The following is a 26803-nucleotide window of genomic DNA, read 5'->3' on the forward strand; positions in this document are numbered from 1 at the left end:
GTATATTGCCAGTTACCGTGCGTGTATCAGTCACTCATTTCTCCACGTAAATTCTGGGTCAGAGATTGTTGCAGCTCTGTAAAGGGAAGATTTTTACTCAATAAGTAATGCAGCTTTGCCAGGGCTGCTTCTGGGGTCATATCACTACCGGGCAATACACCGGCGGCGGCCAGACCCTGACCGGTGGCATAGCCTCGCATATTAACCCGGCCCCGCAAACACTGCGTACAGTTAAGTACCGGAATCTGCTGTTCGGTAGCCTGTTCGAGCTGTTCTAGAAGATCGCGGTGCAAAGGCGCATTACCCACCCCATAACTTAACAAAATAAGTGCATTCACCGGTTGTTGTAAAATATTTTTGATGACCTGTGAGGAGATGCCCGGGTACAAACTGACCAACCCGATGGGCTGCGCGGTGACCGGACTGACTGACATAGTGTGTTGGGTCTGGGTAGCGAGCTTTCCGGCATTCAACCGGATATTAATACCGGCCTCAAGCAAGGGCGGAAAATTGGGTGAGTCGAAGGCGTTAAATCCATCTGCGTCCACTTTACGACTCCGGTTTCCCCTTAATAGCCGGTTATTGAAAAACAGGCCGACTTCCGCGATCGGAAAATTGGCCGCCACATACAAGGCATTTAATAAATTGACCTGGCCGTCTGAGCGTAACTCCGCCAGCGGAATCTGTGAGCCGGTGACAATAACCGGCTTAGACAGATTTTCCAGCATAAAGCTAAGTGCAGAGGCCGTGTACGCCATGGTGTCAGTACCATGTAAAATGATGAAACCATCGTATTTATGGTAGTTGCGCGCAATGTCATCGGCAATTTGCTGCCAGTCAGAGGGTTTCATATCAGACGAATCAAGCAGGTGACCGTATTCATGCAATGTGAATAAAGGCATTTCCTCGCGATGAAATTCTGGCATGTCTTCCAGAGTCTGGCCTAAAAAGCCCGCCGCCGGCACGTAACCGTGAGCCGAAGGTTTCATGCCTATGGTGCCGCCGGTGTAAGCGATATAGATATGTTTGCGCATGGTTTCTTCAGTAAGTAATTGATATTACGATATTGTAGCAAGCCCTGTTCAGAAGTCATCAAAAGGGTTTGGGAAGGGCCCCAATCACTGGCCATAATTTATTAGACAAAAGTATAAGAAATTAATTAATTAGTACTTGTAGATGGGGGATTTGAAGGCATAATTGATCAAGATTCACGGTTTTATAAAACTAATGAGTGCTACATAAATCAGCTGCCATTCAGGATTGCAGGGTTCGCGCCTGATGGTAACCACAAGATTATAATAGCAACAGAGTCAGCCGCATCACCACTATAGGCTTAACAAGGACGATTATGCGCTTTACTTTTTTCAGGACATGCCATTCTTCTGCTGGTCATCAACAAGGCATTGTGCCGCCGATACTGCCGGGGCCTGATTCACCCAAAGATCCTTCTCGTGTTCCCGATCCGGATCGAGATACCGTGCCGCCGAAAAATCCAAAAATGTGAGCGCCTATGCACCTGATTATAGTCGTAATTTTTTTGTATGCCGGTTTCACGTTTTATGCGCTCGCGGACGATTCACAATTATTAGAAAAAGCCGATACCATAAAATTTAGCGATCGCTCTCAGGCCCAGCGGTTGTTGGATCGGATCAGCCTGGCTCAGCTTAGCGAGGCGCAGATGAACTATTATCGTTTTCTTAAAGCCTATTTAAGCACCTTTGACGGCGATCTGGATTATACCCTTGAGCGCTACGAAACCTTACTGGACACATTACCCGAGTCGGAATTGCGGATCAGAGTATTGCAGGCCGCCCTTGGCATTGCTTCTTATCGTGAAAAATGGCAACGAAGCTTTGAGCTGGCATCAGAACTTGAACTATTGTTGTCCAAACCAGTGTCTAAAAATGTTGAAACCGAAGCTTTTCAGGGGCTACTGGTGTTTTACAAAAATGTGGGACTGCCGGAAACGGCTTTGATTTACATCAACCGAATCCTGGCCCATCCTGATGCCCGCCCGGAGCATATTTGTTTTGCCAAAAGCAAACAAATCGAAGTGTATCTGGCTGATAACAGCGTCACTGAAACCCAGATTAATGAAGCGATTAAAATCTGCAGACAAACAGAGCAGGATTATTTTGTGGCTACCAACCTGATTGTTAAGGTGGATTACTACATCGGGAATAGTCTGTTGTCTAAAGCGCGGGTTGCTGCTAAAAAAGCCTGGGCAGCAGTAGAGCCGGTGAATTTTATCTTTTTGAAAAGTCAGTTTCTGACAACCTATGCGCACCTTAAATTCCGGCTGGGGCATAAAAAATCTGCGGCAAATCTTGCCCGGCAGGTAATCGATTTGGATAAAACTGAGCAATATAAAGCCTCCTTGATCAAGGCATACAAGCTGCTGGCCCAGCTAGCAGTAGCACAGCATAATTATCAACAGGCATATACCTATGTGTCAGCGGTCAACCGGCTTGAAGATGATTTTCATTCTGAACAAGTGGTCAAATCCCTGGCATTACAACAAGCACGCTTTAATCTAAAAAACAAAGAAACTCACATTGCGTTGCTTGATGAAAAAAACAAATTATTGAGTGAGGAGTCTCGGCTAGTGGGTGAGAAAGCCCAAAGTATGGTGATTGCTTTGGGCCTGGCGATGGTGATGGTTTTTGTCACACTTTACTGGGCATTCCGTACCCGGAAAATGCAAAAACGATTACGTTATCTGGCCACTACCGATGCGTTGACTGATGTGGCAAACCGCGGCTATTTCAGCGACCAGGCCACTATGGCGCTGATTAAAGCACAACACCGTGGGCAACCTGTAGCACTGATATTTTTTGATCTTGACCACTTTAAAAAAATTAACGACACCCATGGTCATCAAACCGGTGACTGGGTGTTGCGTGAAGTGGTGAAGGTGATCAATCAATGTTGTACCCCGAACCATCATTTATTAGGCCGCATTGGCGGCGAGGAGTTCGGGATCCTCATGACCAATACCGACAATAATACCGCGCTGGTGTTCGCGGAGCGCTGCCGTGAAAGTATTGGTCGCATTGAACCCCCTATCACGGGCCATGAACTCACCATCAGTGCCAGTTTCGGTGTCAGTGATACGCAGCAGGTGGGCTACCATCTGGAACATCTGTTTTCAGCGTCTGACTTAGCTTTGTATCAGGCGAAAAAATACGGGCGTAATCAGGTTTGTGTTTATTCCGAAAAAATTTAATTGCATTGGACTAATTTCAAAATTGTCAGCAATCAAAAAACTAATAAAAGAATTAATGATGTCGCTCGACTCAGTGCCCCGACAGGCTTGGATAACCCAGGAATTGGTGGTGTTCTACCCAGATTTTACGGACACATCTATAAGAAGGCATACTGTGCCTAGAAGGAGTGTCTATGACCAAACGATGAAAATATTCCCCAGAGTTCAAACACGAAGCTGTTTTACTGACCCAGCAACCGGGTGTGAGTTGTCGCCAGATAGCACTGGATATCGGTGTTAATCCAAACCTGTTAAACCGCTGGAAGCGCGAAGCTGAACAAGCCAAAGATCAGGCATTTAAAGGCCATGGCAGCCCTCGCGATGAAGAGATGGCTAAGCTAAAAAGAGAGCTGGCTAAAGTCAAAAAGGAACGCGATTTTTTGCGAGAAGCGGCAACGTTCTTCGCCAAAGAGTTACCGTAAGGTATCAGGCGATATCGCGTTGCCGCGACAGCTTTGCCGTTCGCATGATGTGCCGCTGTCTAAATGTTTCACCGAGTGGTTATTACGCGTGGGTGGAGCGTCAGCCCAGTGCGCGTGACATCGCCAATGCACAATTGCTTGAGCGTATGCGTGAAATTCACGACGATAGCGGCGGTATCATTGATGCACCACGCATGCATGAAGACCTGCAAGCTGAAGGTATCGAGGCCAGCCTGAATCGTATCGCAAGGATTATGGCTGTGAACGGTATTTACGGCTGGCCGCGCAAAAAAGGCCGTGGCACAAAACGTAGCTCAATACGCCCCGCTGGCCTAGCCAACCATCTTGAACGGGACTTTACTGCCCAGGCGCCAGAAACCAAGTGGGTGACTGACATCACCGAAGTGGCGACGCTGGAAGGTAAGCTCTATCTGTGTGTGGTGCTTGACCTGTTCAGCAAACTCATCGTGGGCTGGTCAATGCATCATCGCCAGGACAGGCACATGGTCATGCGGGCCGTCGAGATGGCGGTCTGGCAGCGACAGGAGCAACACAATGTGGTGCTGCACTCTGATCGCGGAACGCAATTTACCAGCGGTGATTATCAGAAATTACTCAAACGCGAAAACCTAACCAGTAGCATGAGTGCTGTGGGCCACTGCGCAGACAACGCCGCCTGTGAAGGCTTCTTCGGTGTGCTTAAACGTGAGCGGATAAACTATCGACAATACCGAACACGGGATGAAGCCAAAGCTGATATCTTTGATTACATCGAGGTGTTTTATAATCGAAAACGCCGACACAGCCACCTCGGCGGCATTAGCCCCGAACAGTTTGAGCAAGCCTCATTTTGAGGAAAACGGGTGTCAATAAAACTCGGAGCATTCCAGTTTTTTCATCCTTGCTATAGATTCATTTACTTCTTTTGGAATCAGTAATTCAACTATTTTACCTTTTCCAGCTTCACTACGACGCAGTGACCATAATCTCCTTATACCCTCTATTTCTTCAATTTTCCCCTCAAATTGCAATTTATCCATCTGAGATTCATAATCATTAAGCGGTTTACCAGATAACTCGCGATAGCCAGAGGTAACTTCTTCGAAAAGCACTTTATAGGCAAGCTCTTTAGACTTTGATCTTTTATAAAAGTCAGACTCATTAAAATCACTATCACTCCAATTTGGAAAGTTTTCTTTTTTATAAAAAGCACTCTCATACCTATAGGTATTACCCAGCTCTAGCAATGCTATTGGTATATCGTTTATAGCCGCCTTCCAAAGCCATTCTCTTGCTTTTTCCATAGCTTCGGATTCAAAATTGATTGGCTTTCCTTCACCAGAAGGAACATTTGACCCAAGGTAAGGGTTATGCCAGTTTGAGTTATATGACGAATAGAAATGGTTCATTCCAAGTACGTATGCAGCACTGTTATTTCCCGACTCGAACTCAAGTATCAATTGTTCTTCGCTCAACTCAGTAAGATATGGGAGGACAGAGCTTGGAAAGATTACATTTTCCTGAGTGAATTTTGTCACAACTTGATTCAAGTATTCTTTATCGGAACTAGAAAAGGCGTAGCATTCCTTTTGTGAAAAAATAACTTCTTTTGAGGGTTCCTTTTTTTCTTGCTCGAACTGATAATTATTTTGTATAGCAACTTTATCATTCTTAGCCTCAACCCCGAATTCAATACTATTCTCAGAGCTAAGATTTTCTTTTGAAGGCTTTTTTCCCTTCTTATCTATAAAAAAATACCCTCCAAGAAAAACAAGCAAAGCTAAAAGTAAAAATTTTATCTTCATAATAAAAACCTATAGAAGCGCAAATTATCTTTGACGCGCTAAAGAGTTAGAAAAAATTTTAAATGATTCCGTAAGCCAACTTATACACAAACTATTAGCTAAAGAGTAAATTTTAGCCACCTGAATGTAAAGAGCAAATATTCAAATCTATTTTAACGACCAGCAACCTTTAATGGAATCTCCTGCTAAACATCTATTAAAAATAATACAAATAGACAAGCAGCCACTTACAGTATGAAAATAAACATCATTCATAGAAATTTAATACCCAAAAATTTTTTACGTTACAGCATTTTTCAGTTAAATCTGAGATTTTTTGATGATAGTTACTTAACAGTGTAGCTAAAACTATTAGAGGTAATTTATGGCTAGGTGTTGATGGAGAAGAATTTGCTCGTTCACTGGAAAAGCCTTTCAAAAACAAAGAATGTAACATCAGCAGAATCCCACCTAGTTCATATGGCGCTTATTAGAGTAGATGGCCAAAGAGGATGATTAATACGATTAAAAAATCGTCGTCAATCTTGAATTTATGCATATGGATATTAGAAATTATGCAACTAAATCGAAGACTGTATGCTAGTAGAAGACGATATAGAATAAAAGTGCATGCATAGTTATCGACTCACGAACCACACTGCGCCAGATTTAAAAAATTGGTGCGCTACTTGGCTTGAATATGTCAGTGCCTCTTGAGCCTATAAATTCTTAGTATTAGTCTAATGGTAAGGCCTGAGCTTCGGGTTCTGCCCCATTTTCACCTACCTTTGCCTTTGTTATGGAGTCGCCGGCGCTATCGGGCCATTATATGACCTTTTTGCTTATCGCTATCATGATGGTGGTTATCGGACCGGTTCTGGAAGAGTCAATCGTTACTACAAAGCCCAACGGTCTGAAAATCAAACCTTGCCTCAGCCTATCCATCACGATAATTTGGTTTTTATCCAGATAGTATGGATGTGGAAAGGAGGGGCCCTACCCAGCGAATTCGTATATATGGCTGAAAAAATACACACGACCTATCAGGATGCGCTCACTTCGCATTCTAAACCCAATACCTTACCTCAATGTTTTTGCCAGCGGCACGGCGTGACATCGGCACAGAAATTGAGAGAAAACCTACCGCGGATTGACATCCGGCTACGGCTGCTGGATGGTATACGTGCTGATAGTGGAAAACTTAACTAACAAATGGCATTAAAATAACAAAAAACTCTTGGGAAAAAGCTTTCTTTTCGTTGTAAAAAGACTACTATGCGGCTTTTTTAAGCCTATAAAAACTATGAAAAAAAACAAAGACGCTTCGGCTAAATCTTACCCCCATCTCGAGCAGCCTTTTGAAAAAGCACTGTGGGGTTCACGCTTGCTGGTGATGTTTGCGGTGGTCCCCAGTATCTTTGCAGCGTTGATGCTGTTTTGTATCGGCACTCTGGATATTTTTAAATTGCTGAAGCATGTGGTGGACTACTATATAAGTCAGGAAGGTCCGGACATTCACGATAGGGTAGTTCCCCAGATTATTATTGCCATTGATATCTATCTTATCGCGGTGGTATTGCTTATCTTTGGCACCGGGATTTATCGGTTATTTGTGTCGCCCATCGATGATGCTGAAAATCATGGCACTTCCCATCCGTTTAATGTGCATTCCTTTGACCAGTTGAAAGATAAAATCGCACGAGTGGTGATTCTGGCTGTAATTATTGAATTTTTCAGAGCGGTGGTCGATATTCGTTTTGAAACACCCCTGGATGCAATTTATCTGGCGGTATCGATTCTTGCCTTAGCGGGGGGTTGTTTTTGATGAGTCATGCTCACCGCGATAAGGAACATTAAGGGCCGGCCGGGTTCGCCCCGGTGCTGGTCAGCATCAGAGCAGGGGCCAAACGAAGATGCGGGGGCGCGCCTCAATAATGAGACGCTTCCCGGCGATACGTTAAGCGTCAAATCAAGCGTCAAATCAAGCGTCAAATTAAGCGTCAAATTAAGCGTCAGAGCAATCGTTCAGTTAAGCGTTCAGGGCCTCCGCCTCCAGTTGTTTGATCATTTGCTCACGCATTTTAAATTTTTGCAGTTTGCCGGTGACCGTCATGGGATAGTCGGTAACCACGCTGATGTATTTGGGTATTTTGAAATAGGCCAGATGCTCTTTCAGATAAGCCCGAATCTCTTCTTCATGAATCTTGCTTCCTTCGCGCACCTTAAGCCACAAACAGACCTGCTCTCCGTAGCGATCATCCGGGATCCCAAACACCGCAGCATCGCTTATCTCTTCATGCAGGTAGAGGACTTCTTCGATTTCCCGTGGATAGATATTTTCACCACCCCGGATAATCATGTCTTTGATGCGCCCGACGATGGTGACATAGCCTTCTTCATCCATAACACCCAAGTCACCGGAATGTAACCAACCGTGCTCATCAATGGTGGCGTTGGTTTTTTCCTCGTCCCCCCAGTAACCCTGCATCACACAATAGCCCCGGGCACAAATTTCACCGGCCTGACCGATAGGCGCGATATGCCCCTGCTCGTCGATAATTCTAACCTCAGTGTGGTCCATCGCCCGACCCACTGTTTTAACCTGTTTTTCAATGGGTGAGTCGGTTTCGGTAATGTGATTGATGGGGCTGCATTCTGTTTGGCCGTAGCCGATGACCACTTCGCGCATATGAAACAGCTCATGGACTTTACGCATCAGTTCTTCCGGGCAGGTGCTGCCGGCCATGACCCCGGTGCGCAGGCTGCTCAAATCAAACTGTTCAAAATCAGGATGCTCGAGTTCGGCAATAAACATCGTGGGGACACCATGTAAACCGGTGCACTTTTCCTGTTCTACCGTTTGCAGGGTCGTGAGGGGATCAAACGCGGCGGCCGGAAACACCGCACAGGCGCCGCTAACCATGCATACCAGATTGCCAAGGACCATGCCAAAGCAATGATACAAGGGCACCGGAATACATAAGCGGTCCTCGTGGCTCATGTGCATGGCCTGGGCGACAAACAGAGCATTATTCAGAATATTACGGTGGCTCAGGGTGGCGCCTTTGGGATTGCCCGTGGTGCCGGAGGTAAACTGGATATTAATTGGCTGGTCAGGAGACAAGGACGCCTCCCGTGCGCGCATTGTCGCGTAATGCTCATCGCCAGCCATGGTTTGTAGTTCAGCAAAAGGCAACATACCGGTGAGCGGCTCCTCGCCAATACTTATTACCTGGCTAACCGTAGGCAGACGATTGGTCTCTGTGGAGTTCGGGTCTTTTAGAGAAGGCATTAAAGAATAAATCATTTCTACATAGTCAGAGCCGCGAAACTCTTGGGCCATCACCAAGTATTTTACTTCCACATTGTTTAACGCAAACGCCAGCTCCTCGGGGCGGTAGGCCGGATTAATGCATACCATAATAGCGCCGATTTTAGCCGTCGCCATTTGCACCAGAGCCCACTCAATATTATTTGGAGACCAGATACCCACACGATCACCAGGTTGGACCCCCAGTGCCACAAAACCGGCCGCTACCCGCTCTATTTCTTGCAGGTATTCACGGTAACTCCAGCGAATATTCTGGTGCCGGACCACGATAGCTTCCTGGTCGGGATGACTGTCGACAACCTGGGCCAGATGTTGGGTGATGGTGGATTCACTGACAGGCCGATCGGTGGCCCCTGAATAGGCACTCATGGTTAACGGTAATGATGATGTGATTGTTTGTGATTGAGTTGGCAATGTTGCCTCCTTGCCCCGGCAGGGACAGCTGCAGTAGGTTAATGATGCATGCAGTTCAGAATCATCCGGGTGGAACAGATTCTGATACGAAAGAAGCTTCACATTAAACATATATTAACAAGTCGGCAACAAAGTGTAGACTAAAGTCTTATATGAGGTTGTCGACATGTTTGTGGTGGCCAGGCGATGCTCAATCAAGCAAAGAAGCGAGTAAGCAAAAAGGGGGGTAGATATCCAGGTTCAGGTAACCAAAGCTGATAAAAAAACCTCGCCGAAGCGAGGTTTTTGGTAAAGCGCATTAAAAGCTATGGCGCATCAGGCCGCCGCAGTCTTACGACGGGTTTTCTTTTGTTTGCCCAGTACCAGCTCTTCATGATCAAAGTCATCCACGGCAATGGTACGCATACGGCCGGCTTCGGTGCGTGTTAGCAGCTCCGCCTCATCATTGTTGATAATACCGCTTGCCAGCGCTTCATCCGCCAGTTTATCCAGGTTTGTAAACGGCAGTTTTTCGCCTCTGTCCTTGCAAATCCGGTTAAACACCGGCTCGCTGGCAATCACATCTTCCAGGGTCTGTTCTAAATCACCAAACAGATTGCCTTCTTCGCGGGTCAGGTACTGACCGTTACCAAGACGACTGCGGGCGGTAGACGGGGTCTGCAGGATGCCGGCAATTTTATGCTCCAGGCGATCTGAGGGTTTTTCGCAACGCCGTCCAAATGGAATAACTACAGCCTTAAGCCCCAGGGCCACCGGCCGGGAAGGGAAGTTAGCCAGAAAATCCAGAATCGCGGTTTCAATGTCATACAGGGTCTGTTGCATTGCCCAGTGCATGAGCGGCGCATCTTCGTGCAAGCGGCCTTCTTCATCGAACCGTTTTAAGGTGGCACTGCCCAGATAGATACCGCTAAGGATATCGCCCAAGCGGGCAGACAGGCGTTCACGGCGTTTCAGATCGCCACCAAGCACACCCATTGACACATCGGTCATAAATGCCAGGTTCGCGCTATAGCCTTGCAATAGCTTATAGTAGCGCGCGGTGTCATCTGCAAAAGGCGCAGAGCTAAAGGCATTGCTGGTAATGGCAAACCAAAGGCTGCGAACTTTGTTCGACATGGCAAAACCAATATGACCGAATACCGCTTTATCGAATGCTTCAAGCTGTTCGTCACGATCGTCCATCGCCGCAGCTTCAAGTTCTTTAAGCACATAGGGGTGGCAACGCATCGCGCCCTGACCAAATATCATCATATTACGGGTAAGGATATTGGCCCCTTCTACGGTGATAGAAATCGGCGCCCCTTCATACGCACGGCCCAGATAGTTATTTGGCCCCAGCATGATGCCTTTACCACCATGAATATCCATCGAGTCATTGATAATCTGACGCATTTTTTCAGTCAGATGGTATTTACAAATGGCAGAGATAACCGAGGGTTTTTCACCCAGGTCGACGCCCACCGTGGACAGGCGGGTAACCGAATCCATCAGGTAGGTGTTGCCACCGATTCTGGCCAGCATTTCTTCCACGCCTTCCATATGACCGACGGGCATACGGAACTGACGGCGAATACGGGCATAGGCACCGGTGGCCAGTGCGCAGGTTTTGGCACCGCCAGCAGCGGTGGAGGGCAGGGTAATACAACGACCCACCGACAGACACTCCATCAGCATGCGCCAGCCTTTGCCGGCCATTGACTGGCCACCAATAATATAATCCAGCGGCACAAAAATATCCTGACCCCGAATAGGTCCGTTCTGGAACGGGGTATTCAGCGGAAAGTGGCGACGGCCAATATCCAGGCCTTTGGTATCACGGGGGATCAGCGCACAGGTGATGCCTAAGTCGGGCGTTTCCCCAAGCAAGCCATCGGGATCCTGCATTTTAAAGGCAAGTCCGATTACCGTAGCAATAGGGGCCAGCGTGATATACCGCTTATCAAAGGTCAGCCGCATGCCCAGGATTTCTTCACCGTTCCATTCGCCTTTACATACGATACCCACATCCGGGATGGCACCGGCATCAGAGCCGGCTTCCGGACCGGTCAATGCAAAACAGGGAACCTCGGTACCATCAGCCAGCCGCGGTAGATAATAGTCTTGCTGCTCAGTCGTACCATAATGTTGTAATAATTCGCCCGGCCCCAATGAATTGGGGACACCGACGGTAGAGGACAGCACCGCGCTGCACCCCGCCAGTTTTTGCAATACCCGCGACTGAGCGTAGGCTGAAAACTCCAGTCCGCCATATTGCTTTTTAATGATCATGGCGAAGAACTTGTGTTCTTTAAGAAAATCCCAGATTTCAGCAGGAAGATCGGCCTCTTTGTGGTTAATCTGCCATTCATCCACCATCTGACACACCCGATCTACCGGGCCGTCCAGAAACGCCTGTTCTTCTTCGCTTAGTCGACCTTTGGGAATACCATGTAGTTTATCCCAGTCCGGATCGCCACTAAAAATATCGCCATCCCACCACACGGTGCCAGCGTCAATGGCTTCTTGTTCGGTGCGTGACATTTCGGGCATGACCTTTTTATAAAAAGCCAGCAACTTTTTGGTGATATAGGGTTTGCGGATATCCGCCGCGCCTAACGGCACCGCAATCACCAGATACACCAGCCAGCCAAGAATGCCGATGTCGCCAAATAAGGTACCCAGTACCATTAGCGCACCCGTCAGCGCGATGGTGTTCATCAGTCCCATACGCTTATAACTGGCGATGCACAGCGCCAGTAAAATTACTAAAAACCAGACAAGTTCTGCCATTTTACACTCCTGATAAAATTCGGCGTTAATGTGGTCATTGCCTTCAACGCGAGCAATTGCTTTCGAGGTCAGACCAGCTTAATTTAAACCTATATATTTAGGGCCGAAAGATCAAGTAAAAGCGACAGTTAAACAGGTATTTTGAGATGGGAAACCAGCTACTGGTTCAGTAGCTGGTTATTTAGAATGGATTTTATCGGGTGGTGTATTCAGCGAGCTTAATATCTCCCTGTTCATCACCATCTTTAAATTGTTGCAGGCGTACCAACTGATAGTTGAGCTCGGGTGCAAACCAGGCGAAGGTTTCGCGGGTTTTGGAGTCACGTACCAGCTTTACTTTGATGGTATCCAGTACGCCATAGGGCAGCGACAAGGTTTCTTCCCCCAGTATGTCGATACCGTAATGGCGTTTTTCACCCCGGTAATTCACAAAGTCGTATGCCAGATCATGATTACCAGCAGCCAGTTGTCGGGCAATATCCAGCCGGTAAAGCTGGTTATCCAACTCTCCCTGCCAGGCCAGCGTCTCGCCATTTTTAATGGCTATTTGCGGCTTGGGCGTTTTGTTAAATGCAAGACTCAACTGCGCATCGGGTCCGGTACCGGTACGTTTATAATGATACTGTGAGGGCACCAGTTCGGAATCTTCAATAAAAAAAATCGAATGCTCAAAACGCTCATCAGACAAAAAGAACTTTGAGACATCAGATGAATACGTCAGGGAATACTGATTGTCTGACAATACTTCAAGATGCATGTTTGCTTCACCTACATCATCGCCCCATTTATAGGCAATGTAAGTCGCCTTGAAAGGTTCAGGCGCAGGCAGCTTCTGGGCCATAACACTGCTGCTGGCCGCCGCCAGTAGCAGTGCTGTCAGACCGTGCTTAATCGTTTGCGTAACCCGTCGGGGAATTGTTTCATGGTCTAAAATTGCCTTGTTGTTTTGCATACTTAGCCGACCCTCACAGAACCATTTAACCACCAGTGGATAAATACTCAATTCCTGTTCACGTACACGTTCAGCTAAGTCCTGCGCGGAATCGTCCTCAAATACTGGTACCCGGCTTTGCACTATAACCGGGCCCCCATCTAATTCTGGCGTAACAAAATGCACACTCACACCATGTTCTGTGTCTTTGTTATCCAGTGCCCGCTGATGGGTGTTCAACCCTTTGTATCTTGGTAATAACGAAGGGTGAACATTTAACAGCTTACCGGCATACCGGGTAACAAAACCCGGGGTTAAAATACGCATGAAACCTGCCAGCACAATACAATCGGCTGCACAGGCATCAATTGCTTCAGCTAAGGCCGTGTCGTAGGCCTCCCGGGTTTCGTACTGATAATGGTCCAGCACCACCGCCTCAACGCCGGCGGCTTTGGCACGTTCCAAACCATATACATCCGGTTTGCTGGAAATTACTTTCACCACCTCACCATAGATACGCTGTGCGGCAATCGCATCAAGAATGGCCTGCAAGTTCGAACCGTTGCCAGAAATAAGTACGCAAATTTTTGTAGGCTGTATCATCGTCTAAACAATCTCTACCTGTTCATCATCGCCACGGGCTTCAATGTGGCCCAGCAACCAGGCATTTTCGCCCTGTTCTTTGAGTACCGATAAGGTGGTCTCAACATCCTGTTCATCGACTACCAATACCAGTCCTACGCCGCAGTTAAACGTCCGGTACATTTCATGGTCGGTGATATTGCCATTGTTCTGTAGCCAGTTAAATACCGCAGGCCATTGCCAGCTTTTTTCATCAATAACCACTTTGGCATCATCAGGCAAGACCCGTGGAATATTCTCCCAGAAACCACCGCCGGTAATATGGGAAATGGCATGGACACGAGTCTGTTCTAACAATTTCAATACCGATTTGACATAAATGCGGGTAGGGGCCAGCAAATGCGATTTCAATGATTTACCTTCCAGCTCGTCTTCCAAAGACGCCTCGCTGACTTCCAGTACTTTGCGGACCAGGGAGTAACCATTGGAATGCGGCCCTGAAGAGCCTAGCGCAATAAGCTTCTGGCCGGGTGCCACTGTGGTGCCGTCGATAACCTCTTCTGCTTCTACCACACCCACACAAAAACCAGCAATGTCATAGTCGCCGCCATGATACATACCTGGCATTTCAGCTGTCTCGCCACCGATTAATGCACAACCGGCTTGTTCACATCCTTCGCCGATACCACTGACGACCGACACGGCGGTCTCCACATCCAGCTTACCGGTGGCGTAATAGTCAAGAAAGAACAAGGGTTCGGCACCCTGAACAATCAAATCATTCACGCACATTGCCACCAGGTCGATGCCAACACCATGATGTTCATTGGCATCCATGGCCAGGCGTAACTTGGTACCCACACCATCGGTGCCCGAAACCAGCAGCGGCCGCTTATATTTTGCCGGTAATTCACATAATGCACCAAAGCCGCCTAAGCCCCTTTAACCTCGGGACGCTGCGTTTTTTTGGTCACCGATTTGATTCGGTCAACTAACTGATTGCCAGCATCGATATCTACGCCGGCGTCTTTGTAGCTTAAAGAGGTTTTGTTATCGCTCACAGTAATGCCCTGATGCAAAGGATGTAAAAACGCGAATTCTATCAGCAACCGAAGGTAAGTCCAATGTTGTAAATTTGTGGGGGCCTTACCACGATGCTTACCAAAACGAAGGACGATGGGACTTAACCATATGAATCTGACCAGTCTGGTGGGCCGCAATAGGTTTTGTGATGATATTTTGAGCCTGAAAAATTAATGGTGAAAAAAAACAGCGGATAGCCCACAATGAGCCTCTTACTATCTATTGCTCACTTGGTATTAAAGAGTCAGGCTGGTTAATGCACATCAATACTACGGTTCGTTTTTATGCGGTTTATCTTCGTTTCATCTTTCTGCTTTTGCTGTCGGGGGTAAGTATCAATGTCCATGCAAGTAGCCTTATAGAGGTTAACAGGGCCGCCGTTGAGGTAACCAATCAAGGGCCCAAAGAACGCAAGCGGGCGCAGACCGAAGCGCTGCGGCAGGTCTTTGTTAAAATGACCGGCAGCCCGGCGGTATTAAGCAATGCCGGGGTTCGCCAGGCGCTCGGTCAGGCCTCAACATATCTGGTTTCGTATCGCTACAGTCAGCAGCCGCAAAGACTGGTTTATGAAGCTGAGTTTGCCCGTAGCGCGCTGGAAACAGTGATACGCCGTGAAAACCTGCCGGTGTGGGGGCCACGACGTCCGGATACCTTGTTCTGGCTGGCCAGTGAGCAACAATCCCGGCGCTGGATATTACGCGAAGACCAACCTGAGTCAGTCCGGCATGCGTTGAATCAGGCTAGTGCCCAGCGTGGGGTCCCGATAGCTTTACCGCTGATGGATTTAACTGATAACACCAGTATTACGGTGTCTGATGTCTGGGGGCAGTTTGCCTTTGCGTTACGTTCGGCCTCGGCCCGTTATAATCCAGATTTAATTCTGAGCGCACGGCTGTCTGAAAAACCAGAGCAGCGCGATAATGAGCGTCTGAGTACCGAACAACGGCTGGAAGAGGCGCTGGCGGCCAGTAATCTGGCGTTTGGGTCTGAGCCAGGCGTTGACGATAATTCTGCCGAGACAGCTGACCGCCAGACACCGCAGGCCGAGCCGACTGCTGCCAAGCCCGTCTACGCCATGCCCGCACGCAGTGGCGAAGGTGAGTATGCTCTGGAGTGGGTGTTACTGGAGGAGGGCGCCAGCCAGTTTGGCACGGTGCGCGCCGATACGCCTGAAAAAGCGGTGACCCAGTTGGTTGAACACTATGCCGATTATCTGGGCCAACGGTTTTCTGTGCGTTTTAACGGTGACAATACCACCGATAATGGCTTAACGATTTCGGTGGCGAACCTGGATAGCCTTAGCCACTATGTGCATGCCCAGGAGTTTCTGGCCCAGCTAAGTGTGGTGGACTCTGCGGTGCTGGTGCGCCAGCAGGGGTCGGTGGCGACATTTTCCTTAACACTGGTGGGCGATCGCAGCGACTTTTTCAATGCCTTATCATTTGAGTCACAGTTGCGGCCGGTTACCGACTCATTCGGGCAAAAGCTTGAAGGACACAATTTCTATTGGAAAGAATAGGCGAGCAATTGCCATTGCCGGTGTCATTGCCGGTGGATGAAACCTTTGACAGTTTTGTCATGGCCGCTAATCAGCAACTGGTGACCACCTTACGCCAACTGTGTGATAGCGCGCCGCAGTGGCATCACCAACCTGAACTGACCACGCTGGCCGCGCAGCGCTTACCACTGCTCAGTATTGTGGGGGCTTCTGGCCGCGGCAAAAGTCATTTGCTGTACGGAGTATGTCATCGCTTAGCAGAGCGGGGCATCAGCCATTTGTATCTGAATTTATCCCAAACCGGAGAGTTACGTCCCGGGGTGTTCGAAGGGCTGGAAACGCTGACGCTGGTGGCGTTGGATAACTTACATGCAATCGCGGGTAACGCCCAGTGGGAAGAAGCGCTGTTTCATCTTATTAATCGTATTATCGATCAGCCCGGCGCGGTGCTGATTTGTACCTCGCAGCTGGGCGCCGCCAGCCCCCAATACCACCTGCCAGATTTACGCTCGCGTCTGCAATGGGGCACCACCTTCCAGCTCCAGTCATTATCTGATGAGCAGCGTATCCAGGCCCTGGGACTTCGTGCCCGTCAGAAAGGCCTGCGCTTTTCCGATTCGGCGCTGCAGTTTTTATTGCATCACTACGATCGTAGTCTGAAAAACCTGATGTTACTGTTAGAGCGGCTGGACACCCGCTCATTACAGGAGCAAAAGAAAATCACAGTAGCACTGGTCAAACGCGAACTGGGCCTGGATTAATGTAGTTCCGGCAGCGGCAAACGCTGCTCGAAATGCCCGTGAGTGATTATCTTTCCCGTTTTGGTGGCGACTGGCTTATTCGGAGTGTTGCTTACAGAAGTAGTCTGGCCCGGGCTAAAGGTAGTGAACCAGTCTGTACCCGGGGAAAATAACTGCGGCGCTGGCATGGCATTTTGCGCTTCTGCTGTAGCCAGTTCTGGAAGTAGCTGGTGTACTACATAGCCGGCCCGTGCCTGGATATGTGAGGCATTGATGCGGTTACGTTGGGCCCAGCTTATCGTCAGCGTTTCATCAGCAAATGCGTCGCTGTCGAACAGGCCGATATCGGCCTCCACCTGCAGCCGGTGCAGCATCATAAACCGCTCAAACAGGGTGGCAAAATCTTCCTGCACAGTAAAATACGAATACATTGATACCGCACTGTCGGCGGCAAATTCCCCGGCAATATCGGCCACGGTCAGCGCTTGTTGAGTGGTGGTTGCGGTAGCGCCCCCATAGCTTACCTGGGCCAGCTCAGATAAGGTATCAGATGCCAGCTCAAAGTCCTGACTAAAGCGAACCGACACCGGCGCATGATTATTCGCGTAAGACAGCGGACTGTCCGAGGCACTCAGTCGCGCCCAGCTTGAAGGGGGGAAAAAGTCATTGGCATGGGCCAGCTCGTGGAACAACAGCCAGGTCAAAGCAGCATTTACCTGTGATTGAGTGCGAGAAAGGCGTTTTGTTTCAGGCAGCCCGGCCTGCGGATAATACAGCTCATTGTTGGCAACATACCGCCAGCTGCTTCGATATTGCAGCGTATCGCCAAAGCTGGTGCGATAGTCCGGTGCCCGGTCCAGGGTGTCGCGCTGGGCCGGTGTTTGCCACAGCTGATTGGCATCCAGATAAATTGCGCCGGTCGCACTCCAGTAAAATGAGGGGCGGATATCGTAGGCGATTACTACCGCGGTGGCCGCGCGCAGCAGCCTTCTGATGTCGGCACTGGCGGCGGAGGTCAGTAAAAACTGTTCAAACGCCACGCCCATCCACCGATGAGACACCAAAGTACGCTGTAAAATGGTTTCTATGTCCGGGGTGTCCTGCTGCAGCTGACCAATAAGCGGCAGGGTACTGAAGCGACATGAGCGCGCTAACTCACTGGTGTACACACAGCGCTCTAATGCCTGTGAGTAGGGGCCGTCACGATAAGCCTGCATCAGGTCGGTAGGATAAATATCATTATTAGCAAAAAAGCCCTGCACGGCTGCCGGGGTATCGGTCACCATCACATAGGCGTTGTCTTTGTGGACCTCGCCGGAGGAGCGCTGCACGCTGACCTCAATTTCTATCAGGGTATCGGTGGTGACGGCGGGCGCCTGAAAATAGACCGTGTCGGCCAGCGCCTCGGGTTCACCGGCCCGGGTGAAGGACACCGTTGGACCGTTTATCACCTGCCAGTCTATCTGCTCAATGGTGTCAGGGTTGCTGACGGTAACTTTAAGTGACACCCGGCCTGATTCTACGGCCTGATGGCTTAACCGTAACTGCACCGGCCCGGCTGGTTCAGCGGTGACCGTAAGTTGTCGGCGAAGGGTTTGCGTGTTTCCAGAGGTGTCGGTGGCGGTCACCGTAAACGGATAGGTGCCGGCTGCAGGCGCATCAAAACCAATCGTGCCAGAAGTGGGGGCCAGCACCTCAATGTCATCGTCTTCAAACAACCAGGTTACCGTGTCCAGTTGGTGGCCGGGTGAAGGCATAATCGCCAGAGCCACGGAGTCGTGACCCGGCACGGTCAGTGCGCCGTGAAGGGTTAGCGTTAACGGCGTGGCAGTGGGCGATTCGGCTGGTGCAGACGCTGGTGCCTCAGCACGCTGCTCCCCCCCGCACGCGGTTAATAGCACAGTAAAACCTATCAGCAGCCATTTCATGGCCGAATATCCTTTTATCATGGTTAAGACCGGTTACCACTGACGCTTAGTGCTTTGATGTTTTTTTCAGACCCAAACCCAGCTCGCGACCGCGATATCGGGCAAACATACTGCAACCGGTAAACATGGCTGACGCCAGAATAATTTCAACTATAGCATACAGGCGTTCATCAGGGACGGCGTATGCCACGGTGATTCCGTGTATAAGATAAAACAAAGTTATAAAATTTGCCCATGCATGAGTATAGGGTCTGGCCTGCACTATGCCTTTTAATGGTAACAATAAGGGCAGGGCGTAAATAAGAAGAATAAAAAGCGCAGAATAGGCATGGGTGGTGTTCAGCCATAGTTGCCAGAGCGCAACCCATCCCAGCAGCAAGCCATAACTGATAAGGGCCAGCCAGCGTAATTTGAACGTCGTCGGGGCCATGTCACCGGTGGTCATTGTGAAGATTCCTGTGATAGCTTTAACGCCAGTTGCGCCAGCCGTTTGCCCTGCGCCAGGGCCAGCTCATTTTCATGCTGACTCAGGGTGTTGGCATGCTCGCCTGCCACATGCGTGGCCCCATAAGGGGTGCCACCGGTCGCGGTTTCATGCAGCCCCGGTTCGCTGTAAGGCAGGCCGCAGGCCACCATGCCATGGTGCAGCAAAGGCAGCATCATGCTTAGCAGGGTGGTTTCCTGGCCCCCATGCATGCTGCTGGTGGAGGTAAATACGCAACAGGGCTTATCGATAAGATGCCCTTTTAGCCAACTGTCGCTGGTGCTGTCAATAAACGCTTTAAGGGGCGCGGCCATGTTGCCAAACCGGGTCGGGCTGCCCAGTGCCATGCCGGCACATTCCTGCAAGTCTTTAACACTAACAAACGGCGGGCCATCGTCAGGTACCGTTTGCATCTCATTACTTTGATAATCACGAATGGGCGGCACGGTGCGCACCCGGGCGCTACATCCACCGCTTTCCACACCGCGGGCGATGGCCTGTGCCAGCTTCGCCGTGCTGCCATGGCGGCTATAATACAACACCAGAATATCGGCCATTTAAAAAAGCTCCATGACAGCTTCAGGGGGCCGGCCGATACGTGCCTGATTATCTTTTATGACAATCGGCCGCTCTAACAGCTTGGGGTACCTGGCGATGGCTTGTAAGCCTTCCTCGGTCGTAATGGTTTGCTTGTCCAGGCCGGCCTGGGCAAACTCAGCTTCTTTAGGACGCATCATATCCAGCACACTGTTACACCCTAGCTTTTCAAATATTGTTTTAATCTCAGCTTCAGTTAACGGGTGTTTCAGATATTCGGTAATATGCGGTTCAATGCCGTTGTCCTGTAATAGCTGTAAGGTTTGGCGGCTCTTGCTGCAACGGGGGTTATGTAAAATCTGAACGCTGGACATGGTTTTATTCCATCTGAAAATTAACGGTGGACGAGCTATACCCGCCTTGTTTATGCTGCTGTAATCGATTCTAACAAGGTTGTTACAACATTGCCTATCTCTGCGATGAAAAAAACTAAACCGTTGTTTTATATTGCCCTTATTCTAATTGGCATGACTGCCGGGGTGCTTACTCGCGAGGCGACCCGCTATGATTTTGTCACCAGTGATGGACGCCAGTATCAGTGGCGTGAGCTTAAGCAAAGCTGGGTGGTGGTGAACTATTTTGCGCCCTGGTGTGCCCCCTGTTTAAAAGAGATCCCCGAATTAAACCAGTTTGCCCGTACCAAACCCGACGAGGTGCGGTTATTTGCCATCAATTATGACCCGGCAGACCAGCAACAAGTGCAGGCACTCAGACAAAAATATGATATTCGCTTTCCGGTGATTGTGGCTGGTCCGGAGACCCACCTTCCCATGGCGCCGCCACCGGCGCTGCCGGCGACCTTCATTATTGCGCCTGACGGGCAGGTGGTGAAAACACTGATGGGAGAAATCAGTGCCAAACAATTAACGGCGACCCTGGCACAACTGCAGCAGTAATGCAGGTGCAACAATTATGCGGGCTTACAGTCGTTTGAGGCGTTCCTCCTGCTCCCGCAGTTGTTTTATCCGGGCCCGGATTTTTTGTTTGGCAAGGTAGTTTTCACCGGTATAATTGTAGGCAAACTGTAATTCGTCCACCGCCCGCTGATAGGCGCCATATAACGCCAGCACTTCTGCTTTAGACTGATGCATATCTTTACGATCCCGGGCTTTTTCATAAGCTCGGGTAAGTAACTGATAGGCCAACTGGCTTTCATCATTGACCAAAATATAATCTTTTAGAATTTTTACTGCCGGCTCATGGCGTCCTGCTTCAATCAGGGCATTCGCCTGGTTCAGTACCAATACCTGATTACGCGGTGTCCGCTTAAGGTGCGGGCTCAGGCGCTCGATGGCTTCGTCGTAGCGCTGCTGGGCTAACGAAATATCCGTGGCCACATCCAGATAAAACAGATTTTCAGGGGACTGACTGAGCAGTTTATCAATTATTGGTTGCGCTTCTGCCGGTTGCTGATTGCGCAGGTAGGCCAGCGCCAGACCGTAATAAGCGGCATCTGACGGTTCTTTGGCTACTGCTTCTCGATAATATTCCAGGCTGAAGTGCTCGCTGAAGGTATAGCGGGCCTTAACCCGGGCCTTGGCTAAATGGTACGCCTTGCTGCTACTTACCCTAACCTCGGGATATTTCGCGGCCCGGGCCCGGGCATCAGCCACCCGCGACTCCGTTAACGGGTGCGACAACAGGCGTGCCGGAGGGCGCGAGACCAGGCGGTACTGCTCGTTTAGTGTCGAGAAAAAACTGGCGGCGGCGCGAGGATCAAATCCGGCTCTGGCCAGCATGGTGATGCCGATGCGGTCGGCTTCCTGTTCATTGGAACGGGTATAGTCAATTTGTCGCTGGGCACTGGCTGCCTGACCGCTGGCCAGGGCGGCCATGCCCGCCTCGGGATTAGCAATGGCCAGCAAAATTCCCCCCAGCATCGAGGCTAATGCCAAAGGCGCAGAACGCTGTTGTGATTGCATACTGCGGGCAAGGTGGCGCTGGGTGACGTGAGAAATTTCGTGGGCTAACACCGAGGCCAGCTCACTTTCGGTATTGGAATGATGAATCAGCCCCGAATGCACGCCGATATGCCCACCAAAAAAAGCAAAAGCATTGATGGCGTCATTGTTTACCCAGAAGAAAGAAAATGGAAATTTAGCATTATCGGCATACACCACCAGACGATTGCCCAGATCCTGCAGATACTCATCTAACACCGGATCCATAATCAGCGGGGCCTGTCCGCGCATCTGCCGCATAACCGCATCACCAACAATCATTTCTTTGTCCAGTGACATTGCATCAGCCGCAACTACGCCGATTTCAGGAAGCGTATTCTTATCATTGTAGGTTTGTTGTGCAACCACAGAAAAGCTCAGGGCTGCTAAAAATAAGCCGGCCTTAAGGCCGCGTTTCACTAGTGATCTCATTTCGCCCTTTTTAAAGAGTACTGCGCCAGCGAGGTTTGCAGCTTTAGAGCGCCCATTATGCTGAACAGTTTCATCTTTTTTTCATTTTTATGCATTTATTCTGCCGTAGCTGATTCGCTATTGCTATGTTTTTTACCCAAATTTCAGGCTGTTTGGTCACATAAGGCAGGAAATATTCACCACCCATCGCAGATATCATCCTGGTCTGCGTATTGTCAGTTGCTCATCTCACAGGCATACCCTATGATGCCTTTTTTGTATTCCCATAACGAGACTGTTTGATGAGTTTGTTTAGTGTCTTCGGACGCTGGTACTGGCGTAAATTTTCAGATCCCGATGCAGCCATGTTGCTGATAATGATTATTCTGACCACTGCCGTATTGCTGATTTGGGGTGGGTTAATACTGCCGGTGCTGGTGGCGGCTGTTATTGCGTATCTGCTCGACTGGCCCGTGGCCCGAATGGTGAGGCTGGGGATCGGACGAACTCTGTCCAGTGTGTTGGTACTACTGGGCTTTGTCGCCATCAGTATTTTGCTGTTGGTGGGGCTGGTGCCGATTATCTCCCGCCAGAGTATTAATCTTATTCAGGAAACCCCGTTAATCTGGCAAAATGCCCAGGACTGGATCCTGACTCTGCCGCAAAAGTACCCTGATTATGTGCAGGTTTATCATATCCATCAAATGATGGAAGGACTGAACGACAAATTGGTGGAGGTAGGCGAACAGCTTATCTCTGCTTCGGTCAGTTCGCTGGGTGACCTGGCTGCGTTACTGGTGTATTTAGTGCTGGTGCCGCTGATGGTGTTTTTTATGCTGAAAGATAAAAACTTCTTTCTAAACAGCATTTCTTCAGTAATGCCCCGCGAACGTCGTCTTATAACCCAGGTGGGCCACGAGATGAATCTGCAGATCGCCAATTATATTCGTGGCAAAGCCATCGAAATTGTGATTGTGGGGGCAGTGTCCTGCGTCGCTTTTGCGGTCATGGAGCTGCGTTATGCCATGCTGCTTGGGGTATTAGTGGGCTTATCCGTGCTGATTCCGTACATCGGCGCTGCCGTTGTGACCATTCCGGTGGCGGTGGTCGCCATGTTCCAGTGGGGGATCACCCCGAGTTTTGGTACCTGATGCTGGCTTATACCATTATTCAGGGGCTGGATGGAAATTTGCTGGTACCGTTGTTGTTTTCGGAAGCCGTAAGCCTGCATCCGCTTTATATCATTGTCGCGGTGCTGTTTTTTGGCGGCCTGTGGGGGTTCTGGGGAGTCTTTTTCGCTATCCCGTTAGCAACCCTGGTAAAAGCGCTGATTACCGCGTGGAGTACCAGTCCGGAGCCGTTAGAACCCACTGTTTAAGCACAGTCCTCGTTCACCTACAAAAAAGCCGCCGAAGAGGGCGGCTTTTTGATTGGCATTATCAGTTATGCTTTATTCAGATAATCTAATACCACCTGATGATGCTCTTTGGTTTTGAACTTATTGAACACATGCTCAATCTGGCCCTGTTCATCAATTAAAAAGCTCATACGGTGAATGCCATCGTATTCTTTGCCCATAAATTTCTTAAGACCCCAGACACCAAAGTCTTCGGCCACCTTATGATCTTCGTCCGAGAGCAGGGTGAAATTCAAATCATGTTTTTCGATAAACTTGGGTAGCCGTTTTACCGGGTCGGGGCTGATGCCCAACACCACCACGTTGTGCTCATCAAGTTGCGCTTTTACATCGCGCAGGTTTTGCGCCTGCGTGGTACAGCCGGGGGTCATCGCTTTGGGGTAAAAATAGACCAGCACCTTTTTGTCCGCGAAATCCTGCAATGCTATTGCGTTATCATCCTGGTCAGGCAGAGTAAACTGCGGTGCTTTATCACCAGCTTGTAGTGTGTTCATGAGTCTCCTTATTATGTTTATCGACCACTTTTCCGGTCACGTTTAATGAATCAAATAAGGCCATTAAATCTTTTTGCAACTCGTCAAAGTTAATTGAGTCGGGCGCATTGACCACAAATTTGCAGCGCATTTCCTGATAGCTGCCGTCAGCATCCTGATATACCCGCTGGCGAAACGCACTGATTGAGGCTTGCCGCTGCGCAAAAAAACCGGTCACCGCTTTGATTAAGCCTGCGGCATCTTCCCCCTGAAACTCTACATCAAACAGATGTTCCAGATTTTGTTTGGCGTGGTGGCGGGTACGTTTCATCATCGACAACAAGTCCAGACGCTGGCATAAACCGGGGATCAGACATTCGGCCCGGGTGATGGCGATGTGCTCGCCCTCTAAAATCATGGTCAGCGAAAACTCCTGACCATAAATGGCCTGACGGCTGTCAAGAATATTGCACTGAGCTTCAGACATCAGGGTCGCAAGTTCGCTTAAAATACCGCTGCGGTCGGTACCCAGAATGGTAACAATGAGTTGCTGCTTCATAGAAAGGATGACTATTTGTTGGTTCGCTGGATGGTAGCACAGAGCTTTTTAGCGATTCCAGCACCTGCGGTTCGGTAAATAGTCTAAATTTCAGTACCGCCGTGCTTGTTTTTGCCAGGGTGAATAATTAACATGTGCGCTCACCAAACGCGGAGATACTATGTTTAAAGGCAGTTATGTTGCACTCATCACGCCGATGCATGATAACGGCGAGATTGATTACCCGGCGCTCGAACGCTTAGTGCAGTTTCATATAGAGCAGGGTACACATGGTATTATAGCGGTGGGCACCACCGGCGAATCAGCGACATTACCCTTTGATGAACATGTTGAAGTGGTCCGCCAGATTGTCAAAATGGCCGCCGGAAAAATCCCGGTGCTGGCCGGTGCCGGTGCCAATTCCACCGCCGAGGCTATCTTTTTAAGCGAACAGATGGCCTCCCTTGGCGTAGACGGATTTTTAAGTGTGGTACCCTACTACAACAAACCGCAGCAGGCGGGCATGGTGGCGCATTTTACCGCCATCGCCGATGCCTCAGAGTTACCGGTAATGTTGTATAATGTGCCGGGCCGCACGGTCGTCGACATGTTACCTGAAACCGCCGCGACACTTTCCCAGCATCCCAACATTGTGGGTCTTAAAGATGCCACCGGGGATATTAGCCGCTTAAAAGATCTGCAGGCGCTGGTCGATGATGACTTTATTCTGCTTAGCGGTGATGACGCAACCAGCAAAGAATTTTTATGTGAAGGTGGCCACGGGGTGATTTCTGTCACCGCCAATGTGGTGCCCAAAGCCATGGCACAAATGTGCGAAGCCGCACTGGCGGGCGATTACGCCCGTTGTCGTGATATTGATGCGGGCATTGAGCAGCTTCATACCGGCCTGTTTATTGAGCCGAATCCGGTGATGCCGAAATGGGCGCTGCATAAAATGGGGCTGATCAACAGCGCATTTTTGCGGTTACCGATGGTGCCACCGGAACTTGCCAGCCAAAAACATATCGAAACGATATTACAACAATATGGCCTGATAAAAGGTTAAGAAGGAATACCGATGAATAAATCCCTGGCTTTGGTAAGCAGTCTGGTGGTAATGGCTGTTTCCGGATGTTCTAGCCAACTGGACAATCAAACCGCCTCTGGCAGCTATGACTATCTTGATGCAGAACAGAGCGATACGTTCAGAACGCCCGAAGAACTGGACAAACCTGAATTTTCCCGTGATTACGAGCTGCCAGAGCTGAGCAGTGAGGCCAACCCGAATCTGGTCGGCAAGAAAATCCCGGTCACCTCACCAGCGCTGGTCCATCCTTTGGTAAAAGGCTCACATGTTGAAGAAGGCACCCGCCAGGCCTCGGTCATTTTTGACCAGGTAGATGATTCCATCCCGTTAGAACAGGCCATCTGGCAGACCCTGCGCAGTTTTTTAGAAAAACATGAGGTGCCGGTAGCGTCATTCGACCAACAGCAAAACCGTCTGGTCACCGAGTATTTTGTGGCCAGCGAAGAAATTGAAGATGAAGACAGCCCCTGGTATGCCTTATCTGATGACATCAATGCTGATCGAAAGCGCAAGTTTGCTTTTACCATGCAGGTTAAGCCGCACGGTCGCACTGCTTCATTAACCGCCAGTCTGGTGGATTTTAAAGAAGAGCGGGGCGATGAGGTAAAAGACGCTATCAATGACTATGAACAACGTCGTGAAGAAGTTGCCATTCTTAACCAGGTCATTGCGCATTATGAATACCAGATTCAGCTGGATAACACCCGTCGCCTGGCCGAGATTCGTCAGGGTCTGCAAACCGAACTGGGCACCACCGCCCAAGACACCCCTGCCATTATTGTAGATGGACAATACAACGTCGTGTGGCCACGTATGCTGTTGGTACTACGTAAACTGGGCTTCGATGTTAAAGATTTGGATAAATCAAACGGTCTGTTGTTTGTGACCTACAATGGTGAAGACGAAGGCTGGTGGGGTAATTTGTTCTCAGGTGATGATGAACTGCTTGAACAAGGCGACTACCGGTTACAGGTAGCCCCCCAAAACGAACGCACCACAGTCCTGTTTATGGACGATGAAAGTCAGCCATTTGATAGCCAGCAGCTATCTGAAGTTTACGAATCATTTTCTAAGGTAATGTCGCAAGACGACCTGGACATTTAAGACTG

Annotated in this window: 20 protein-coding genes and 3 pseudogenes; 9 read left to right on the plus strand and 14 right to left on the minus strand. The window is 49.4% G+C overall.

Annotated features, from left to right (window positions below; genetic code table 11):
• Positions 1-26 precede the first annotated feature (26 nt).
• Positions 27-1034, minus strand: coding sequence for an asparaginase (ansA, locus tag IT774_RS07085; RefSeq protein WP_195811949.1), 1008 nt, complete (start codon positions 1032-1034; stop codon positions 27-29).
• Positions 1035-1510: 476 nt separating this feature from the next.
• Between ansA and IT774_RS07090 the strand changes: the two genes are divergently transcribed.
• Together IT774_RS07090 and IT774_RS07095 are read left to right on the plus strand one after the other, a co-directional pair.
• Positions 1511-3226 (plus strand): GGDEF domain-containing protein, encoded by a 1716-nt coding sequence (locus IT774_RS07090; protein WP_195811950.1) that lies wholly within the window; start codon positions 1511-1513, stop codon positions 3224-3226.
• 224 nt (positions 3227-3450) lie between these two features.
• Positions 3451-4541, plus strand: a protein-coding gene (locus IT774_RS07095) for an IS3 family transposase (protein WP_232365186.1) whose coding sequence is annotated in 2 segments (ribosomal slippage) — positions 3451-3640 and positions 3640-4541 — 1092 coding nt in all. Because the reading frame shifts where the segments join, the coding sequence is not laid out codon by codon here.
• 12 nt (positions 4542-4553) lie between these two features.
• Here IT774_RS07095 and IT774_RS07100 read toward each other — a convergent pair.
• Positions 4554-5492 (minus strand): hypothetical protein, encoded by a 939-nt coding sequence (locus IT774_RS07100; RefSeq protein ID WP_195811951.1) that lies wholly within the window; start codon positions 5490-5492, stop codon positions 4554-4556.
• 1282 nt (positions 5493-6774) lie between these two features.
• On the opposite strand from IT774_RS07100, the gene IT774_RS07105 reads away from it, so the two are divergent.
• Positions 6775-7296, plus strand: coding sequence for a YqhA family protein (locus IT774_RS07105; protein ID WP_232365149.1), 522 nt, complete (start codon positions 6775-6777; stop codon positions 7294-7296).
• A gap of 204 nt (positions 7297-7500) precedes the next feature.
• On the opposite strand, the gene IT774_RS07110 is transcribed toward IT774_RS07105, so the two are convergent.
• The 5 genes and pseudogenes from IT774_RS07110 to purM all read right to left on the minus strand — a co-directional run bounded on the left by IT774_RS07110 (position 7501) and on the right by purM (position 14559).
• Positions 7501-9171 (minus strand): AMP-binding protein, encoded by a 1671-nt coding sequence (locus IT774_RS07110; RefSeq protein WP_195812232.1) that lies wholly within the window; start codon positions 9169-9171, stop codon positions 7501-7503.
• A 360-nt stretch (positions 9172-9531) separates the two neighbouring features.
• Complete coding sequence (fadE, locus tag IT774_RS07115) at positions 9532-11985, minus strand: acyl-CoA dehydrogenase FadE (protein ID WP_195811952.1); 2454 nt, start codon at positions 11983-11985, stop codon at positions 9532-9534.
• 193 nt (positions 11986-12178) lie between these two features.
• Positions 12179-12826 (minus strand): DUF3108 domain-containing protein, encoded by a 648-nt coding sequence (locus tag IT774_RS07120; protein WP_232365187.1) that lies wholly within the window; start codon positions 12824-12826, stop codon positions 12179-12181.
• A gap of 46 nt (positions 12827-12872) precedes the next feature.
• Positions 12873-13519, minus strand: a pseudogene (gene purN / locus IT774_RS17380) (phosphoribosylglycinamide formyltransferase).
• Positions 13520-13522: 3 nt separating this feature from the next.
• Positions 13523-14559: pseudogene (gene purM / locus IT774_RS07125) on the minus strand (phosphoribosylformylglycinamidine cyclo-ligase).
• A 278-nt stretch (positions 14560-14837) separates the two neighbouring features.
• On the opposite strand from purM, the gene IT774_RS07130 reads away from it, so the two are divergent.
• Both IT774_RS07130 and hda read left to right on the plus strand, forming a co-directional pair.
• Positions 14838-16100, plus strand: a complete 1263-nt coding sequence (locus IT774_RS07130) for a DUF2066 domain-containing protein (protein ID WP_195811953.1) — start codon at positions 14838-14840, stop codon at positions 16098-16100.
• Positions 16088-16840: a DnaA regulatory inactivator Hda gene (gene hda / locus IT774_RS07135; RefSeq protein WP_232365150.1), complete on the plus strand. Its 753-nt coding sequence runs from the start codon at positions 16088-16090 to the stop codon at positions 16838-16840. Before IT774_RS07130 ends, hda begins: the two co-directional genes overlap by 13 nt.
• Here hda and IT774_RS07140 read toward each other — a convergent pair.
• The 4 genes from IT774_RS07140 to arsC are packed head-to-tail and all read right to left on the minus strand — an operon-like array spanning position 16837 to position 20142.
• Positions 16837-18747 (minus strand): PKD domain-containing protein, encoded by a 1911-nt coding sequence (locus IT774_RS07140; RefSeq protein ID WP_195811954.1) that lies wholly within the window; start codon positions 18745-18747, stop codon positions 16837-16839. The two genes, hda and IT774_RS07140, sit on opposite strands and share 4 nt — an antisense overlap.
• 46 nt (positions 18748-18793) lie before the next feature.
• Positions 18794-19177 carry a DUF2069 domain-containing protein gene (locus tag IT774_RS07145; RefSeq protein ID WP_195812235.1) on the minus strand — a complete coding sequence of 128 codons (384 nt, stop codon included), beginning with the start codon at positions 19175-19177 and terminating at the stop codon, positions 18794-18796.
• Between the two features lie 11 nt (positions 19178-19188).
• Entirely contained in the window at positions 19189-19788 is a 600-nt protein-coding gene (gene wrbA / locus IT774_RS07150) for an NAD(P)H:quinone oxidoreductase (protein ID WP_195811955.1), read from the minus strand.
• Entirely contained in the window at positions 19789-20142 is a 354-nt protein-coding gene (arsC, locus tag IT774_RS07155) for an arsenate reductase (glutaredoxin) (RefSeq protein WP_195811956.1), read from the minus strand. It abuts the gene before it with no gap.
• 105 nt (positions 20143-20247) lie between these two features.
• Here arsC and IT774_RS07160 point away from each other — a divergent pair, with 105 nt between their 5' ends.
• Positions 20248-20724 (plus strand): TlpA family protein disulfide reductase, encoded by a 477-nt coding sequence (locus IT774_RS07160; RefSeq protein ID WP_195811957.1) that lies wholly within the window; start codon positions 20248-20250, stop codon positions 20722-20724.
• 24 nt (positions 20725-20748) lie between these two features.
• On the opposite strand, the gene bepA is transcribed toward IT774_RS07160, so the two are convergent.
• A complete protein-coding gene (bepA, locus tag IT774_RS07165) occupies positions 20749-22200 on the minus strand; it encodes a beta-barrel assembly-enhancing protease (protein ID WP_195811958.1) in 1452 nt (483 codons plus the stop codon).
• A gap of 287 nt (positions 22201-22487) precedes the next feature.
• On the opposite strand from bepA, the pseudogene IT774_RS07170 reads away from it, so the two are divergent.
• Positions 22488-23557, plus strand: a pseudogene (locus IT774_RS07170) (AI-2E family transporter).
• 65 nt (positions 23558-23622) lie between these two features.
• Here IT774_RS07170 and bcp read toward each other — a convergent pair.
• Positions 23623-24090: a thioredoxin-dependent thiol peroxidase gene (gene bcp / locus IT774_RS07175; RefSeq protein ID WP_195811959.1), complete on the minus strand. Its 468-nt coding sequence runs from the start codon at positions 24088-24090 to the stop codon at positions 23623-23625.
• Complete coding sequence (locus IT774_RS07180) at positions 24068-24628, minus strand: glycine cleavage system protein R (protein WP_195811960.1); 561 nt, start codon at positions 24626-24628, stop codon at positions 24068-24070. The genes bcp and IT774_RS07180 overlap by 23 nt, the downstream gene beginning before the upstream one ends.
• Before the next feature lie 160 nt (positions 24629-24788).
• Between IT774_RS07180 and dapA the strand changes: the two genes are divergently transcribed.
• Together dapA and bamC are read left to right on the plus strand one after the other, a co-directional pair.
• On the plus strand, positions 24789-25673 hold the full coding sequence (gene dapA, locus IT774_RS07185) for a 4-hydroxy-tetrahydrodipicolinate synthase (RefSeq protein WP_195811961.1): 885 nt from the start codon (positions 24789-24791) through the stop codon (positions 25671-25673).
• A 12-nt stretch (positions 25674-25685) separates the two neighbouring features.
• Positions 25686-26798 (plus strand): outer membrane protein assembly factor BamC, encoded by a 1113-nt coding sequence (bamC, locus tag IT774_RS07190; RefSeq protein ID WP_195811962.1) that lies wholly within the window; start codon positions 25686-25688, stop codon positions 26796-26798.
• The last annotated feature ends 5 nt before the right edge of the window (positions 26799-26803 follow it).

The sequence above is a fragment of the Salinimonas marina genome (assembly GCF_015644725.1).
GTDB lineage: Bacteria > Pseudomonadota > Gammaproteobacteria > Enterobacterales > Alteromonadaceae > Alteromonas.